General features: G+C 68.7%; 12 protein-coding genes and 1 pseudogene. 5 read left to right on the top strand and 8 right to left on the bottom strand.

Annotated features, from left to right (window positions below):
- Window positions 1-68: 68 nt before the first annotated feature.
- The 5 genes from HKK72_RS06280 (at window position 69) to typA (ending at window position 6,729) form a co-directional block, all read left to right on the top strand.
- Window positions 69-2,543: a type IV secretion system protein gene (locus HKK72_RS06280; protein ID WP_187233290.1), complete on the top strand. Its 2,475-nt coding sequence runs from the start codon at window positions 69-71 to the stop codon at window positions 2,541-2,543.
- Window positions 2,544-2,564: 21 nt separating this feature from the next.
- Window positions 2,565-3,203: a hypothetical protein gene (locus HKK72_RS06275; RefSeq protein ID WP_187233289.1), complete on the top strand. Its 639-nt coding sequence runs from the start codon at window positions 2,565-2,567 to the stop codon at window positions 3,201-3,203.
- Window positions 3,200-4,246 (top strand): C40 family peptidase, encoded by a 1,047-nt coding sequence (locus tag HKK72_RS06270; protein ID WP_187233288.1) that lies wholly within the window; start codon window positions 3,200-3,202, stop codon window positions 4,244-4,246. The genes HKK72_RS06275 and HKK72_RS06270 overlap by 4 nt, the downstream gene beginning before the upstream one ends.
- A gap of 112 nt (window positions 4,247-4,358) precedes the next feature.
- Window positions 4,359-4,748, top strand: coding sequence for a (deoxy)nucleoside triphosphate pyrophosphohydrolase (locus HKK72_RS06265; RefSeq protein WP_315987106.1), 390 nt, complete (start codon window positions 4,359-4,361; stop codon window positions 4,746-4,748).
- A gap of 127 nt (window positions 4,749-4,875) precedes the next feature.
- Window positions 4,876-6,729: a translational GTPase TypA gene (typA, locus tag HKK72_RS06260; RefSeq protein WP_187233287.1), complete on the top strand. Its 1,854-nt coding sequence runs from the start codon at window positions 4,876-4,878 to the stop codon at window positions 6,727-6,729.
- Window positions 6,730-6,789: 60 nt separating this feature from the next.
- On the opposite strand, the gene HKK72_RS06255 is transcribed toward typA, so the two are convergent.
- The 8 genes and pseudogenes from HKK72_RS06255 to HKK72_RS40675 all read right to left on the bottom strand — a co-directional run bounded on the left by HKK72_RS06255 (window position 6,790) and on the right by HKK72_RS40675 (window position 16,872).
- Entirely contained in the window at window positions 6,790-8,094 is a 1,305-nt protein-coding gene (locus HKK72_RS06255; protein WP_187233286.1) for a M14 family metallopeptidase, read from the bottom strand.
- Window positions 8,095-8,404: 310 nt separating this feature from the next.
- Complete coding sequence (locus HKK72_RS06250; protein ID WP_187233285.1) at window positions 8,405-8,827, bottom strand: DUF4282 domain-containing protein; 423 nt, start codon at window positions 8,825-8,827, stop codon at window positions 8,405-8,407.
- 133 nt (window positions 8,828-8,960) lie between these two features.
- A complete protein-coding gene (locus tag HKK72_RS06245; protein WP_187233284.1) occupies window positions 8,961-9,809 on the bottom strand; it encodes an FHA domain-containing protein in 849 nt (282 codons plus the stop codon).
- A gap of 221 nt (window positions 9,810-10,030) precedes the next feature.
- Window positions 10,031-10,435: pseudogene (locus HKK72_RS42010) on the bottom strand (4Fe-4S single cluster domain-containing protein); the annotation flags it as partial.
- A 125-nt stretch (window positions 10,436-10,560) separates the two neighbouring features.
- On the bottom strand, window positions 10,561-12,480 hold the full coding sequence (locus HKK72_RS06235; protein ID WP_187233282.1) for an AAA family ATPase: 1,920 nt from the start codon (window positions 12,478-12,480) through the stop codon (window positions 10,561-10,563).
- Window positions 12,481-12,525: 45 nt separating this feature from the next.
- Window positions 12,526-13,689, bottom strand: a complete 1,164-nt coding sequence (locus tag HKK72_RS06230) for a response regulator receiver protein (protein ID WP_187233281.1) — start codon at window positions 13,687-13,689, stop codon at window positions 12,526-12,528.
- Complete coding sequence (locus tag HKK72_RS06225; protein ID WP_187233280.1) at window positions 13,686-16,091, bottom strand: serine/threonine-protein kinase; 2,406 nt, start codon at window positions 16,089-16,091, stop codon at window positions 13,686-13,688. Before HKK72_RS06225 ends, HKK72_RS06230 begins: the two co-directional genes overlap by 4 nt.
- A 217-nt stretch (window positions 16,092-16,308) precedes the next feature.
- A complete protein-coding gene (locus tag HKK72_RS40675; RefSeq protein WP_261986589.1) occupies window positions 16,309-16,872 on the bottom strand; it encodes a DUF4282 domain-containing protein in 564 nt (187 codons plus the stop codon).
- Between the last annotated feature and the right edge of the window lie 191 nt (window positions 16,873-17,063).

Genomic DNA, 17,063 nt, shown 5'->3' with positions numbered 1-17,063 from the left:
GCCCCCACCTCGCCCCACCGTCATGGTCGGGGCGTGGCCGATCAACGCGCCTGCGACGTGGCTCCGTGATGCGACTGCGGCGTGACCGGGCCATCGAGCGGGCCGTCCGGCCTCGCAGGCGGCGCAGGGCCCGCCGGTCGGTCATCCTCCTGGCGATGGCCTCGCTGTTCCTCCTGAGTCCTTTCAGCCCGGCCAGCGCCGCGATTCCGAGCCCGCCCATCAATACCAATCCCAACGATGTCTGTGCGCCGGACCCGAACCCCGCCGCTGAGCCATACGGTTCCGGCGTCGACGGGATGATCAAGCAGCCGGACTATCCGAGCGAAAAGCTGAAGACATCCACACCGCAAAAAATGACGTACTACGACCGATATGGGACGTCGGGGCAGTACTGGTACGCCACTGATATGGGCTGCGCAGATGCGATGGCGATGATGGGAAACGCCGTCGCGAACACGACCTTCACCTTGGCCAAGGCGATTGATCGCACCACGATTTCTGTCTATCAGGCGGCGGCGTCGGAATCCCTGTTGGGCTGGCTGAAGAAAACCGTCGATGGTGTCATCAGTGGCGTAGGCAAGACGTTCGGCGCTCAGTACTGGACCTGGGTCGTCATCCTTGGCGCGATGTGGCTGGCCTGGATGGGATTGCTGCGACGGCGGGCCAGCAAGGTCGCCGAGGGCACCATCTGGATGGTCGCCGCGATGGTGGGGCTGACCTGGCTGATCGCTCGACCTGCCGATTTCACCACGTTGGGAACCACTGTCTCCGAGGCGACCAGTGTGGCGTTCAATGCCGCTCTGCCGCAGAGCGATACCAAGGGCACCGTCTGTGTGCCGCCGCCGGCCGGACAGAGTCCGCCGAGTTCGGTGAATCTCGATGCCACGACCCGGAATGCCAACGGACTCTGGGTGGCTTTGGTCTGCAAGCCGTGGCTGATGGGCGAATTCGGCACCACCGATCCGAACAGCAAGATCGTCAAGGACAACGCGGACAAGCTCCTCTGGTCCCAGGCGGTCGACCTGTCGGAGACCTACGGTGGTCAGAAGGTCGATCTCGACAAGAAGGCCGACGCCTACAAAGAGGTCGCCTCAGATATCAAGGAGAACCACCCCGGCGCGTACTCGACGTTCCAGGGCAAGCAGTGGACCAGCCGATTGGCGGTCGCCTTCGGAGGCCTTTTCGCCGCTCTGGTCGCCGGGTTGCTCATCATGGTGATCGCTATCGCGTTGATCGTGGTGAAGATCGCCTTCCTGCTGTTGCTGGTCGCCGGGCCGATCTTCCTGGGCATCGGCATCCATCCGGGAATCGGCCGCGTCATCGCGATCCGCTGGTTGGAACTCTTGCTCTCCATGCTCCTGAAACAGGCAGCGTTGATCGGCGTGCTGGCGCTGCTGCTCTGGGCGTACGGGCTCATCCTCGGCGAGACCCTGCCATGGGGCCTGCAGATTCTGCTGATCGCACTCGTGACCGGCGCCGCGTTCGTCTATCGCAAGCCGTTCCAGCACCTGTTCGCCTCAGTCGGTTACTCCGCGGTGGGTTCCCGGGCCAAGAGCGAAGAGCATCTGGAGAAGTCGATCAGTGAGGTGCGCAAGAACACGACCGCCGTGGCCACGGCGGCCGTGCCCGGCGCCGCGGGTTACCGGCTGGCCCGGTGGGGCAAGCGCGATTCCGCCGAGGGCGGCGCACTCGCCGACGTCTCGCCGGGTGCGGACGGTGCCGCGTCAGATCCCGCCGGGGTCGTGGCGGGCCGGGGCCAGGCCGCGGACGGCGGCACGGGCGCGGCCGTCGCCGGTGCGGGTCGTTCACGTGCCGGGGCGCCGCCCCTCAACCTGCCGTCCCGTGGCGGATCACCGAGGCGCGATTCAGGTACCCCCGTGGCAGCCTCTGGCGGCCGAGCATCCGACGGTGCTCTCAGATCCGCTCGCGGTACCGGTACGAAGGCCGTGGGGCCGGTCCGTGCCACTGACGGAGGACGTGCACTCGCCGGTGGCGGTTCGGGCGGATCCGGTGGCGGTTCAGGTGCTTCAGGCGGATCGGGCGGGTCCTCCGGCGGCTCCGGCGGTTCGCGTCCCACCGGTCCGCCCGGAGGACCACCGGGGACCTCGCGCCCCACGAGCTGGGGCGGCGGGCGCACCACCTCGGGCGGCGGCTCCGCATCCGGCGGCGGTGGCGCGAAGGGGCGCGGCGGCGGGGGCGGTACGACCTCGGGCGGGGGCGGCGCGACCGCGGGCGGCTCCGCCGGGACCGGCGGGCGTGGCGGCTGGTTCGGCGGGAGGGGAGATTCCGGTTCCTCCGGGGACGAGGGCGGTGGCGGCGCCGTCCGGGGCGGCGGCTCCGGTGGTGGCCGTGCCAGGCGAGCCGGCCGTTCGGGCGGCAAGAAGCCCGCCTCTGAGCCCGCGTCCGGAGTGCCGAAGCCCCGGACCGGTGGGGAGAGCGGCCCGCGCGATGAGCGGCGTCCGCCACCGCTGTGGGGCAAGGAGAGCATGGACGACGAGCCCTCGATGCCGTTCTGGCTGCGTCCCGTGGATCGGGATGACTGAGACTCCCCAGGTGATGCTCCGATGGACCTGACGGATCGTCAGCGCAAGTTCGCCTTCGCGGGCATCGTGGTCGCGCTCGCCGCTGCGGGCATCTATCTCACCTTGCCCACGAACGGCGGCGAGACCGAGCCGTCGGCTCAGCGGCCGGCCACCGGCGTGCCCGTCGGTCCGGCTCCGCCGGCCACCACGCCACCCGGCATCGAATCGTCCATCGCGCCCGACAGTTTCGACATCTATCGGCTGCTGCCGTTCTCGCAACGGGACTTCGCCGGAGCAGCCGATCTCGCGCAGCGCTTCACCGCGGCGTACGGGACCTACCGCTTCGATGAGGATCCGAAGGCGTACGTACAACGGCTGCAGGGGATGGTCACCGAACAGTTGCGCACCGAGCTCGAACGCGGTTCCTCCGCACCCGGGCTGCTGGAGGAGCGGAAGGCCGAGCAGGCCTCCGCCGAGAGCACGGCCACGATCGACAGTATCCGCGACATCGAGGCGAACTCGGTGATCTTCCTGGTGACCGGCCGGCAAGAGCTGACCAGCGCCGGCCGGCGGAGCCAGGAGAGCCAGCGGTACGCGGTGACGGTCTCCCGAGACGGCGGCTCCTGGCGGATCTATGCCTTCGAGCCCGCCGATGCCGGTCAGGCGGGTGACACAGGATGAGACGACGGCTGCTCATCCCCCTTGCCATCGCCGGCGCGGCCGTACTCTTCCTCGCCCTTCTCATCGTTCCGGTGTTCTTCGGCGCCAGCCAGTTCCTGTACGGCGGAGCGGGCGGTGCCAACTGCGTCGATACCGCGCAGGCGGCGGCACAGCCTTCGGCGGCGGCCGACGCCAGGGCGATTCCGGCCGACTACCTGCGGCTCTACAAGAAGGCCGGCAAGGACTACGGCATGCCGTGGAACGTGCTGGCCGGCGTCGGCAAGGTCGAGACCGGGCACGGCACGTCGAAGCTTCCCGGGGTCAGGAACGGTGAGAACTACGCCGGCGCGGGCGGCCCCATGCAGTTCCTGGCCGCGACCTGGCGGGCCTTCGCGGTCGACGGCAACAAGGACGGCCGGAAGGACCGCTATGACCCCGCGGACGCGATTCCGTCCGCGGCGCGCTATCTCAAGCACAACGGTGCGCCGAACCGGATGCGCACCGCCATCTTCATGTACAACCACTCGTGGGACTACGTGAACCTGGTCCTGTCCTGGGCCAAGCGCTACTCCGGCGGCGGCTTCACCGTCGTCCAGGCGAACGCCCCGGCCTGCGCCGACACCCAGGGCGTCCCGGTGGCCGCAAGCGGACTGGTCTCCCGGATCATCGCCTTCGCGATGGCGCAGCGCGGCAAGCCGTACATCTTCGGTGCGTCGGGACCCGATGCCTGGGACTGCTCCAGTCTCATGCAGGCCGCCTACCGGCAGGTCGGTATCACCATCCCGCGCACCACCTTCCAGCAGTGGCCGTTCGGCGTGAAGGTGGCCAAGGGCGAGGAGCAACCAGGCGACCTGGTCTTCTTCAACTCCGGCCCTGGCACCGCGGCGGGCAGTCCCGGACATGTCGGCATGGTGATCGGTTCCGGCAAGATGGTGGTGGCCCGCTGTTCCACCTGCGTCCCTAACATCGGCGTGCAGAACTACAAGATCCGTGGTGACTGGGTCGGTGTCACTCGCCCACTCGCCCGACCAGAGATCAGCAGGCAGATCGAAGCCCAGTCGTGACCCTTCCGGGGCACGCCCGCCGACATCACCGGCGCGACGTGGCGTCGCGGGTGTTGCTGGGTACGACCTGACCTATGAGCGAAACGACCTGTGGGGTAGCGGGAGGGGCCGAGTGGGAGCCGATGTCGTCGTGGTGGGGGCAGCGATCATAGAAGACGGGAGGTTGCTCTCGGCTCAGCGCGCCGAGCCGGCAGAGCTGGCGGGCGGCTGGGAGTTCCCGGGCGGCAAGGTCGACCCGGGCGAATCCGATGAGGACGCGCTGGTCCGGGAGTGCGTGGAGGAGCTCGGCGTCAAGGTGAGGCTGGCCGAACGCATCGGCGGGGACTGGCCGCTGGGTCGGCAGGGCATCCTGCGGGTCTGGACCGCAGAGATCCTCGAGGGCAGCCCCCAGGCGCTGGAGCACACCGCGTTGCGCTGGTTGACCGCCGATGAGCTCTACGACGTCGACTGGCTTCCCGGAGATCTGCCCCTGGTCGAGGCGGTCCGGGAACATCTCCGCTAGAGGTCCGGCCACGGGTCAACCGGGCCCGCGGGGCACCGGACGACCGGAAGGGCCCTCCGGCCAAAGTAAACTGATGCTGCCGCGATGTTCCGCGGCGACTCCCGAACCCAGACCCAAGCGAGTTCGCATGTCCATTTCCACGCGCGACGATCTCCGTAACGTCGCGATCGTCGCTCACGTCGACCATGGGAAGACCACCCTGGTGGACGCCATGCTGTGGCAGTCCGGTGCCTTCCGCGAAAACCAGGACGTCGACGAGCGCGTCATGGACTCGGGCGATTTGGAGCGTGAGAAGGGCATCACGATCCTCGCCAAGAACACCGCGGTCAAACACGGTGGCCTGACGATCAACATCATCGACACCCCGGGCCACGCCGACTTCGGCGGTGAGGTCGAACGGGGCCTTTCGATGGTGGACGGCGTCGTCCTGCTCGTCGACGCCAGCGAGGGGCCGCTTCCGCAGACCCGCTTCGTGCTCCGCAAGGCCCTCCAGGCCAAGCTGCCGGTCATCCTCGTCGTCAACAAGGTCGACCGTCCCGACGCGCGGATCAAGGAGGTCGTCGACGAGACCTACGAGCTGTTCATGGACCTCGACGCGACCGAGGAGCAGATCGACTTTCCCATCGTCTACGCCTCCGCCCGCGCAGGGCGGGCCGGCCTCAGCCAGCCCGAGAACGGCGGCATGCCGGACAGCGAAGACCTGGAGCCGCTGTTCCAGGTGATCCGGGAGACCATCCCGGCTCCCTCCTTCGACCCGGACACGCCACTGCAGGCCCATGTCACGAACCTCGACGCGTCGAGCTACCTGGGCCGGATCGCGCTGTGCCGGGTGCACGCGGGCACGATCAAGAAGGGGCAGCAGGTCGCCTGGTGCAAGCACGACGGCACCATCGCCCGGGTGAAGATCACCGAGCTGCTCATGACCGACGCGCTCGAGCGCAAGCCGGCCGAGGAGGCCGGTCCGGGGGACATCATCGCCATCGCCGGTATCCCCGACATCATGATCGGAGACACCCTCGCCGATCCCGAGGACCCGCGGCCGCTGCCTTTCATCACTGTGGACGAGCCGGCCATCTCGATGACCCTCGGCACGAACACCGGTCCGCTGTCCGGCCGGGAGAAGGGCACCAAGGTCACCGCCCGGCTGGTCAAGGACCGGCTGGACCGCGAGCTGATCGGTAACGTGTCCATCCGCGTGCTGCCCACGGAACGGCCTGACGCCTGGGAGGTACAGGGCCGTGGCGAGCTGGCGCTGGCCATCCTGGTCGAGACGATGCGGCGGGAGGGTTATGAGCTCACCATCGGCAAGCCTCAGGTCGTCACCAAGGAGATCGACGGAAAGGTGCACGAGCCGGTCGAGCGACTCACCGTCGACGCCCCGGAGGAGTACCTCGGCGCGATCACCCAGCTGCTCGCTGTGCGCAAGGGCCGGATGGAACAGATGACCAACCACGGCACCGGCTGGATCCGGATGGAGTTCCTCGTCCCGGCCCGCGGCCTGATCGGGTTCCGCACCGAGTTCCTCACCGAGACCCGTGGTACGGGCATCGCCCACCAGGTCTTCGAGGGATACGAGCCGTGGTTCGGCGATCTGCGCACCCGCCCGACCGGGTCGCTGGTGTCCGACCGGGCCGGTGCCGCTACCGCGTACGCGATGTTCAACCTGCAGGAACGCGGCTCGATGTTCGTCGAGCCGACGGCCGAGGTGTACGAGGGCATGATCATCGGCGAGAACTCGCGCGCCGACGACATGGACGTCAACATCACCAAGGAGAAGCAGAAGACCAACGTTCGGTCGTCGACGGCCGAGACCTTCGAGCGGCTGACTCCGCCGCGCGTGCTGAGCCTGGAGGCCGCGCTCGAGTTCGTCGCCGACGACGAGTGCGTGGAGCTCACGCCCGCCGCGATCCGGCTGCGCAAGGTAGTGCTCGACAGCAAGGAGCGGGAGCGCACCCGCGCTCGGTCCAAGCGCGCCGGTTGATCCGGCCTGGTCATCGCGGCACCGGCCGATATCGGCCGATGCCGCGATGATCTTTTTTGATCAGGCGGCCGGGCAGTACTGGGCCTGCTTGCTGATGATCCGGTAGACGCAGTCGGAGTACTCCAGCAGCCGGAGGACCGCCTCCCTGTTACGAGTGGTCTCCCGGGTGATCACCTCGTCCGGCGGGTAGAAGCCGCCGCCCCCCGAGCGGGGGTACATCTCGAACGTGTAGCTGAAGATCTTGTGAGCTCCCCACAGCCAGTCGTTGATCGAACCGTCGGTGATGTAGAGGTCGCTCGACTGCTCGGGCGTGTAGCCGTTGGTCGACGCCATGTTCTGCCCGAGCGTCGCATGGGCGTTGCGATCGTCCTGGGTGAGGCCCGTCGCGGTGTCGGAGTAGGTGTAGCCGTAGGGCCACAGCACCAGTTCGCTGTAGGTGTGGAAGTCGATGCCGGCCTTGATCTGCTGCCTGCCGCCGACGACCCGGCTGCGGACGAAGTCGGCCACGACCCTGACCTCGGGTGCGGACTCGCCCGCCCGGCCCCGGTAGGTCTCGCTGGACGTGCTTCCTGACGACCCTCCGCAGCAGCCCCAGTTGTACGCCCAGTTGCGGTTGAGATCGGTGCCGACATTGCTCGAACCGGAGTTCGGCTGCCGGTTCTTGCGCCACGAACGGTAGGACCCGGTCGCGATGTCGTATTCGCCGCCGTCCGGGTTGAGGTCCGGCAGAATCCAGATCTCCCGGGTGTTCACCAGGTTGGTGATGCGTGAATCCGACCCGTAGCCGTCGGTCAGCAGGTTGAGCAGATAGACCGCCATCTCGACGGTCAAGTGCTCTCTGGCGTGCTGGTGGTGCGTGAAGAGCACCTCCGGCTCGTTCTCGTCCGTTCCGGCATTGTCGCTGATCTTGATGGCCATGATGTCGCGGCCCTCGTAGGACCTGCCGAGAACGGTCTTGCGTGCGATGCTCGCGTGGTCGGAGACGATGGTGCCGACCTCCGCGGTCAGCTCGGCGAAATTGTGGTAGCGGGAGTCGGCGGGCGGGAAGTCGAGGGTGCCGATGTCGGTCTCCGCGGACGCGGCGGGCAGCCGAGTGACCTTGAAACCGAGCCGGGCGACGGCGTCCGCCTGCTGCTTCGTGGCGGTGATGACGACACTGCGGCCGTGGGCCTCGTCGATCACCGCTCCGGTCTGGTTGACGCGGGTGCGCTGCTGCGGCGTACTCGGTCCATCGACGTCGTACTGGTCGACGGTGGAGGGGCCTGAGGCCGGTACGGACGTGCGGGCCGATGCGCCGCCGGTGAACGAGCTCGCGAGGAGCACGACGAGCAGTCCGAGAGCTGTGAGGAGCGTCTTTCTCCGCAAAGTGGCCTCCACGAGTGGGGAGCGGGGAGCGGGCCGGAGGTCCTGCGCGCACGCCGATTCTCGATCGACGGAGTTCGACGGGTGAGGTCGGCATGCTGCCGCGATCGTAAATAGCGGAGAAATGTCCGTAAAGAGCAGTGTTGCGGTCTGTCAGATAGTGCCGGGAACCGCTAACGCGTTCGGCAACACGAGATGGTGCCCACACGGACGGGGGCCACGTGCCCGGCGAAGGGCCGCGTGACGGCAGGGTGAGGTCTCGGCACCCCTGCCGCCCGCGGCCTTTCGCAATTGAATGAAGGAAAGCGACGCGTCAGCGTATTCCGCCGTTGTCGCGGATGTCCTTGATGTCATCGCTGATCTTGAACATCACGATGGCGAGCTCGAGATAAAGACGCGTGACGATCAGGCCGATCAGCCAGATGACCGGCGAGAGGACGATGAAGAGCAGACCCACGAGGGTCTGCGCACTGTCCCCCGAGGCGACGGAGACCAGAGCGTAGATCAGTAGGGCGATCGCATAGACGGTGGTGAGGATCAGCGAAAGCACGTAAAGGAACTTGACCAGCTTCGGCGCGATGAAGTTGTCGAAGCTGAAGTCGAAGAGCGCCCCGAAGAAACCCTTGTCGTTGTCGAGGCGGCGCCCGCTCGGAGGCCGGTAGGGCTGCTGGTAGTGCTGCTGCTGAGGCTGCTGGGGCCAGCCGGCCTGCTGCCCAGGGCCATAAGGGGTTGCCAACGTGGTCTCCTGAAAGAATGTCGCGGAGGGTAGCCCGCTCGAGGGCGGAGCTAAGCAGACCCTAGCTCACGGATCAATGGACATCCTGGGCAAAGCCGGGATGTTGACAAAGAGTGATATTTAATAACGCGTATCAGTTCAGATGGACTGTTCCGGTTGCATCTGCGGCGAGCCGGAGCGAGTCGCCATCGCGCAGTGGCGCCTCGGACCCGGGTGGCAGCCGCTGGTCGTTGACGAAGGTGCCGTTGGTCGAACGTTCGTCACGGACCCAGGCCGCGCCGGCCGGATCGAGCCACACCGTGGAATGCCGTCGCGACACGTTGTCGTACCGGGTGAACGTCGCGGCGACGGGCGATTGGCCGGCGTCCCGGCCGAGTACGAGGTGCTGACCCAGCGCCACCCTGAGCTCGCCGGTGGCAAAGGTCAACCGGAGTACGGGCGCCTGCTGGCGGAGGGGGCGCAGACAGGTCTCGCACTGTGCGGCACCGGGATTGGACAGCGGAGACTCACAGTGCGGGCACATGAAGGCCGTGGTCTCCTGCTGCCGGTCGGGACGCTGGGGACCCTGCTCGTCCTCGGGCGGGATCAGCGTCTCTTCACGGCGGGCCGGTGGCGGTGGCGGAGGTGCGGAATGCCCGCTCGACCGCGGTGCCGGCCCGCCACGCTGCTCCGGCGGGATGTGCGGCGGCGGGCCGGGCTCCTGCGGCGGCCACGGACGCGCCGGCCGCTGTGGCTGTGGGCGGTGCGGTGCGGGGGGCGGCGATTGGTTCCGGGCCGGGGGCGGGTTCGGAGCAGGCTGCCGGTCCTGCGCGGGAGGCTGGGGCGGCGGCGCGGAGGTGCGCTGCGGCGGCTGCTGTTCCCGGGCCGGTGGATGGCGTCGCGAGACCTCGCGGACGCGCGCGAGGTTGGCTCCGCAGTCCAGGCAGATGAGGTCTCCCGGCTCGAACGGAGCTCCGCAGGTGGGGCAGTTCAGGGACGCCATGACACATCCCCGGCGTGCACTCCGGCCCGCTCCATGGCCTGCTCCAGGTGCGCCATGTCACCTCGTCGCGGGATTCCGATGTAGTACACGCGCCGTCCTTCCACTCCTTCATCCACGCTCACCTGCACGCGCGGCCCCTCGTCTCCATTAGACTCGCGGTCGCCTGCCGGGGGGCCATACCTGGCCTGACCCAAAGCGGTCAGCGGAACGATCTGCTGGTTCGTCGAACCTCTCAGCGAAGAACCGGTATTGAGCCGGTCGACGTACGGTCCCGTGACGACAGCGTCACACAGCCCCAGGATGTCGCGTGACTCGGCGGTGCGTGCGAGCTGGGAGAACACTCGTCCTGAATACACGAGTATGTCCGTTGATGTCGTGTCTCGCCAAGTCCTTATGCCGCGCAGAAGCTCGCTGAGAGCGGCAGGCTGTTCGAACGGTTCTCCGCCTGAGATCGTGACACCGTCCACGGGCCCCGGCAACGACTCCAGCCAGCCGAGGACGGCTGCGACCGGTACGGCCGTTCGGGGATCGGCGCTCCATGTGTCCCGGGACAGACAGCCCGCACAGTGGATGGTGCAGCCCTGGGTCCAGATGCCCGCCCGGATGCCCGGCCCGAGCGTCGTCACCGGATAGTGGGCCTTCGCCAGCAGGAGGCTCGCACCGGCCGGTGCGGAGCCAGAAGCGGAAGTCGAGGAAGTAGAAGCGCAGGCGGACGGAGAGGACGCGGAAGGCGGGGAGGACGCGGAGGACGTCACCGCACCTCCAACCCGACGATGCTGCCCTCCCGGTGGATGCGTGAGACGGTGACCCGCTCTCCGGGGGAAAGCTCGCGGTCGAAGAGCGCTCTGGCGAGCGGGTTGATGAAATAGGACTCCAGCGCCATGCCGATGCCGCGCCCGCCCTTGTCCAGCTCGCTCGTGCACCACTCACGCAGTGTCCTGAGCACGTCCTCGGAGAGCGCCAACGTCAGCCGGTGCTCCTCCGCGACGCGGCGGCAGATGTTGGCGAGCTGCAGGTCGAAGATCTGAGTGGCGGCCCGCTGCTCGATGAAGTTGAAGATCACGATGTTGTCGCCGAACCGGTTGAGCAGCTCGGGCCGGTTCAGCACGGTGGTGAAGTGGTCGGAGATCGCCTGCTTGAGCCGATGCTCGATCTCGTCATAGGCCATGCCGGGAATGACGTTCTGTACCCGGCCCGCGGTGAAGGACCCGTCGAGCCTGGTCGCGCCGGCAGCCGGCTGACCGTCGACGTACATGCCGAGGTTCGAGGTGAAGATCAGGATCGATTCGGAGAAGTGCACGGTGTTGCCGCGGCCGTCGGTGAGCCGGCCGTCCTCCAGGATCTGGAGGAACTTGTCCAGGATCCTCGGGTGCGCCTTCTCGATCTCGTCGAAGAGGATCACCCGGAACGGGTCTTCGCGCACCGCGTTGGTGAGCTCTCCACCGGCCTCGTGCCCGACGTAACCGGGCGGCGAGCCGATCAGCCGGTCGCCGGCGTGTTCCGCGGAGAACTCGCTCATGTCGAAGCGCAGGTAGGCCGACTCGTCTCCGAAGACAAGTGACGTGACCGCCTTGGCGAGCTCGGTCTTGCCGGTACCGGTGGGCCCGGCGAAGAAAAGCACACCGCGCGGCCGGCTGCCGGACTTCGTGGCCTGGGCGCCGGACAGGCCGAGCACGGCGCGCTTGAGGATGTCCAGCGTCTTGGTCACGGCCTGGGGCTGGCCGAGGACGCGCTCGGGCACGCGCTTCTCGCCGTCGAGGACCCGCCTGCGCAGATGGCCGCGGCTCCACGGGTTGTCGAGTACCCCGAGCTTGTAGGTTCGAACGGCATCAGGAAGATCGGTGAGCTCGACGTTCCGTTCCTTGGCGAGCCGGGTCACTTCGATCATCGACTGCAGGGTCAGCCCGTCCGCCTGCTCGGCGAACGCGTCACACGCCTCGGCCGCCCGCGGGTCCGCCGACGCGTTCGTCACACCGAAGGCGCGGGCGAGCAGGCGAGCGGTCTCCTGCCGGTCGCCGAGATGCGGCCGGGGCACGGTGATCTCGCGGATGTTCTCGTTGTGCGTGGTGAGCCAGGGCGGCAGGTCGCCGGGCCGTTCCACCAGCCAGAGAACGGGGTTGTACAGCGGCTTCGGGCGAGGGCCTTCGACCCGCACCGGGCCGGCCGTACGGGACAGCTTCTCGCAGAACCGGAAGAAGTCGCGCTCGTGCGGCTCCAGATCCGTGGGCGACCGGGGAATGCGGGAGGCGTAGTCGATGATGAAAGCGGCGCGGACGTTGTCCGCCGGCCTGGCGACTGCGCTGAGGTGCTGGGCGAGCGTCTCGAGCGACGGCTTCTCATCGGCGTCTCGCCGTCCGAGGAGCTTCGACGCGGCCTCGGCGGCCTCGCCCGCCAGCGGGTCGTCGCCGTCGGGATAGACGCGCAGCCCGTCCACCGGGTCGTACATGAGGAGCGCGGAGAAGCCGCTCGCACGCAGCGCGTCCCAGAGGACGTCGCGGAGCGGCAGCAGTTGCGCGGGCCTCAGTTCATCGGCCCCCGGCACGAGAAAACTGTCGTGCAGGTTCCCCGACAGCACATATTGCGAATGCACCGACAGCGTGGCGTCCAGTTCCCGGATGAAGGGCGGCCAGCCCATCAGGCGCCCGCCCAACGTCGGCTGGTCGGCGTTCATGGCTCGCTCCTGTCGTCGCTCGTCGTCAAGACGTCTCCCACCCGGTCACTGCGGCCGTTCGCGTTGCCGTTCGCGCTGCCGGGGACGAGCCCTGGGCCGGTGTGCCTCGGGTGCGCTCGGCAGTTGCCGCTCACCGGGTTCGATCCGCCAGCGTACGTCCGAATGGACGCCCGCGGCCGCCAGGCGTGCTCTCGCCGTCTCGAAGGCGTCGCACCACTCGCGTTCGCGCTCGGCGTCGACGCGACGTTCCTCTTCACTCTGGGGCGCGCCGTCCCGCACCATGGCCGCCCGCAGTGTCGCCTCGTCCGGATCGATTCGCATCTTCACCGCGTGCCCGGGCCAGTCTCCCTTGGTCAGCACGATCGTGCCGTCCCGCGCGGTCATGGTCTCGAATCCGGTATCGACCTCGTAGCCCAGATCGCCGAAGGCCGTTGTGATCGTGTCGACCACATAGCGGCGTTCGGCTTCGGCCTGCTCCGCGGCCTGTCGCTCCTGCGCGAGCCGCTCGTCCTCCGCGCGCACCGCCTCGGCATGCAGGTTCGCGGCCTGTACGCGGAGGCGAACCTCGGTGAGATGTCCTTCCGCCTCTCCCGCCGTACGGGCGGCGACCAGCCTCTCGGCGGCCTCGGCGATGTGCCGGTGATCCGCCTCGGCGGCGTCGGGCAGCACCCGGCTCAGCACCCGGGCGAGGGTCTGCGCGAGCTCCTTCCGGCCGGTCGCCGGTTCGGCGATCACGCCCTGCCGGGCCTCCGGCAGCGCGCTGTGCAGGGCGGCGGCCGGAAGGTCGAAGATCCGGCCGGCCACGGCGGCGGCGATGTTCGCCGAGATCTTCTGCTCAGCGTCGTTCAGCGCGTCGTCGGTCGCGGCACACCAGGTCGCGAGGTCCTCAGCGGGCTGGCCGCTCAGTGTGAGAGGTGCGGGCAGCGCGACCTCGGCCGGCAGATCGTGTGCCTCGCCGGCCCGGTGCTGCGAGGCGTCGAGCGCGGCGATCCGGGCGTTGATATCGAGAACCGCTCGCACCGCCCTTTCGTAGTCCTCGGCCGTGCGAAGCGCCGCCTCTCTGGCCTCCGCCCGGCCCTCGGCCAGCGCCGCGAGCGTGCCGGCACCGCCGGCGGCAAGTCCCGCCGCCGTTCCGAGCACCCGATTCATCCCCAGGCTGAGCACCACCGCGGCGTCCAGTGCGATCTCCGCCTCAACACCGCTGCTCACGTCGCCGCCCCCAGGGTTTCTCGTCTGGCCTGTTCATGCGACTGGTTCCATTTCCCGTGCCGGATCCCGGCGCTGACTACATGGCCGAGGGGAACGGCCACTAGGACGAGCAGCCACATCAGCCATAGCAGTGAGAGCAGGGCGGTGAGGAGGACAGCGATCAAGAGCACGGGCACAAGCCCCAAGAGCAATACCATGCCGCATCCGCGGCGGCCGGTTCGCTGTACGGTGCCTGACATCGAATGAGAGGCCTGAGAAAGGCCGCGGCCTGTCGCGCCAAGGGTCTTGGCCAGCACCGACCAAGGTCCAAGAGCCAGATAATCGCGACCCTGTCGTGATGCGATGAGCACTTCAACGGCCAACTGCACCACGAAGGCGATCGTGGCCACCGTGAAGAAGAGGGCGGTCGGGTCAGTGGTGGAGTGGCGCTGACCGGTGATGTTCTGGCTGCCCGCTCCCTGCCCGTGCACCAACTGGACCGCCAACCAACTGCCACCGAACCAGATGAGAATGAGGGGCAGAGACCAGAGGACGGCGCGGGTGATGGCGGCACGCCGTCCGGCGAGGCGCCGCCGTTCGGCCTCCTCCCAATGTCGCCGGCGGTCGGCGATCCGCCGCTGTGCCGCCTCCAGGTCTCGTCGTCGCGCTTCGACCTCGATGACGGCGTCCGGCGCCGCCCGTACCACTGCGAGCAGGCGGAGCGGATCGTCGCCGGCTCCATCGGCCAGCCAGCGATACCACGGCACCGGCTCGTGCACGGAGGCGCGGGCGCGGGCGGCGGCATCGGCCAGCGTGCGACCGGTCTCTGCCGGGCTCGCGGCGAGGGCGAGCAGCGTCAGCAGCACGACCGGGGGGTCGTCTCGGCCGGGCGCGCCCGCGTCGGGCAGCCGGGCGGTGACCTGTGGGGGCAGCCGCTCCCGGAGCCAGCCGGTCAACTGGTTCCAGGCGTCCACCCGGCCTCGCCACCGGGCGTCGATGTCCGTGAGGTCGGCGGCGTCGGCGAAGCCCGCCAGCGCCGGCAGCAGCCGGTGCTGCCAGAGCGAGCGCCCGATGACGCACGCCACACGGTGATCGGCATGTGTCGGGTCGTTCGCGAGCGCGGCGAGCCGGGGAAGGTCCTCGGCCGTGACCCGGCGGCCCAGGAAGTGCGGCGGCAGGGACGGATCGAGCCACCGCACCAGATGCAGCAGTTTCACATCGGGCGGCAGCGCCTCTGTGAGATGCGCGTCGATCAGCTCGATACGGCTGTCGTCCGGGAGAAAACCGAGCCAGTCGCGCAGCGACCGCCATGCCTCGCCGCTCTCGCCGCGGCCGAAGAAGTACCGTGCCGCGGTGTCCCACTGCTCCACAAGGGCCCTGGCCAGCTCCGTACGGTCGGTGTAGCGCCGCCCGGAGAAGGCGAGTCCCGGCCCTGCCGGAAGCCGCCGTTCGGGCACCGGATCCTCGGCGACGGCGGGTGATCTGCCGTCCAGCCACTGGGCGACCTCCGCGCCGCCCCACCGCCGGCGCGGGTCGCGGGTCAGCAGGCCTTGGCACAGCAGCCGCAGCCTGGGGTCGGTGATGTCCTCGCCGCCGATCGGCCGGGTCGCCAGATGGTCGACGACAGCGGTCTCGCTCATGCCGAGGAACGGCGGGCGGCCGGTCACGAGCTCGCGCACGATCATGCCCAGCGACCACCAGTCCCGGGCCGGCGAGACCTGGCCGGACAGGGACTCGGGTGCGGCGTAGGCGAGGGTGCGCGATGACGACGCGAACACGACGCTCTGCTCGATGGCCTTGCTCAGCCCGAAGTCGGTGATGACCAGCCGCAACGGCTGGACATCTGCTACCAGCACATTCTCCGGCTTGAGGTCGCGGTGCACGATGCCGGAACGGTGCAGGCAGTCCAGCCCCGCGGCGAGTTGCGACAGCACCTCGGTCACGGAGACACCACTCGCCATGAGGGAGCGCAGATTGCCCGCCGCAGCGTATTCGATGACCTCGTAGTCCCGGCCGTCCGCGTGCCCCGTCTCCAGGATCCGCACCACGTTCGCGGAGCCGAGCTCGGGCAGCTTTCGCCATACCTCGCGGTCAGCGCCGTACCCGCGCCGGAATATCTTGACCACGTACTCGGTCTCCGCGTCGGCGGCCGCCGAGCCGCGCACCAGCATCAGGTCCGACTCGGCACCCTGAACCGGAAGTTCGCCGACGACAGTGAAGCGCTGCGCGAGGGTTCCGGGCAATCGCACGAGCGGTCCGCCGCCCGGTTCCGCGTCCCGGAAGGTGGTCGCCGGGAAGGCCGGCTGCAAGGGGTCGTTCGAGGTGCCGGCCGGGTCGCGCCGAGTCTCGCCGGCGGGCCGGTCGACATGCGTCACCCCTGGGTCCCGCTGCGTCCGGCGTGGTGACTCCTCGAACTCGGCCACTACCCCTGCTCCTGTTGTCGCGTGCCCCTCGCGAGCCTAACGTGCGCAGAGCAGCGGCGACACGGACTACGCGTCAGCGGCCAGGCGATCGCGAGCCGCCTCTCCGTGGAGGGGTCGGCCGACCACCGCGTCGCGCGCGGCCCTCGCCGATGCCGGGAGGAGCCCTGTCAAGGGCGGCGCATCAGGGGCACGCAACGGCTGTATCGACCGGCAGGGATCAAGACCGCAGCCGGCCGCTCTCACGGATCTTGCGAAGTTCATCGGTGATTTTGAATTGATTTATCACGAATTCCAGAATCATCCGCGTGATGACGATCTGGAACAGCGAGACAATCGGGGTGGCGACGAAGGTCAGCAGTGCGAGGAAGCCGTTCCACTCGGAGAAACTCCAGGCGAGGAGGAGCATCGCCAGTGCCGTGATGCCGGTGAAGCCGATGGCCAGAACGTATACCAGCCGGATCAGCTTTATGGTCACCATGTGATCGAAGCTGAGATCGAAGAGTGCGCCGAAGAAGCCTTTGCGTGAATACTCGGGTTCAGCGGATCTCGGCTGTGGGACCCAGCCGGGCGGTGGCTGGTTCGGCCCTGGTGCACCGGGACCGGGACCGGCCCCTGGACCCGGCGTCGGGCCCGGACCTGGACTCGGTGCCGGACCCGGCCTGGAACCCGGTCCCGAGCCTGCCGGACGCGGCGGCGGTCCGTACGATTCGGGGCCGCCGGACCGGCCTGCGCCGGGGCCGGGGGGGTGGTGGGGTCGGCCGGGTTCTGGTGTGTCGGTCATCGCCGCCTCCTCAGGGGCACGGGGGGACCGCCGTCAAGACGGGCAGGTCGACCCTAGAAGAGTTCCCCCGTCGCGCGGGCGCTACTCGCCGTCGACGGCGTTCGGGGGCCACCGCGGAGTCGCCGATGGCAGGCCGCCCGCGGTCGGTCGGTTCATGGTCTATCCGCGAGGCGGGCGAGCGCCTAGGCTGG

The sequence above is a fragment of the Actinomadura sp. HBU206391 genome (assembly GCF_014323665.1).
In the GTDB taxonomy this organism is placed as follows: domain Bacteria; phylum Actinomycetota; class Actinomycetes; order Streptosporangiales; family Streptosporangiaceae; genus Actinomadura_C.
This window is presented reverse-complemented; position numbering and strand designations above follow the sequence as displayed.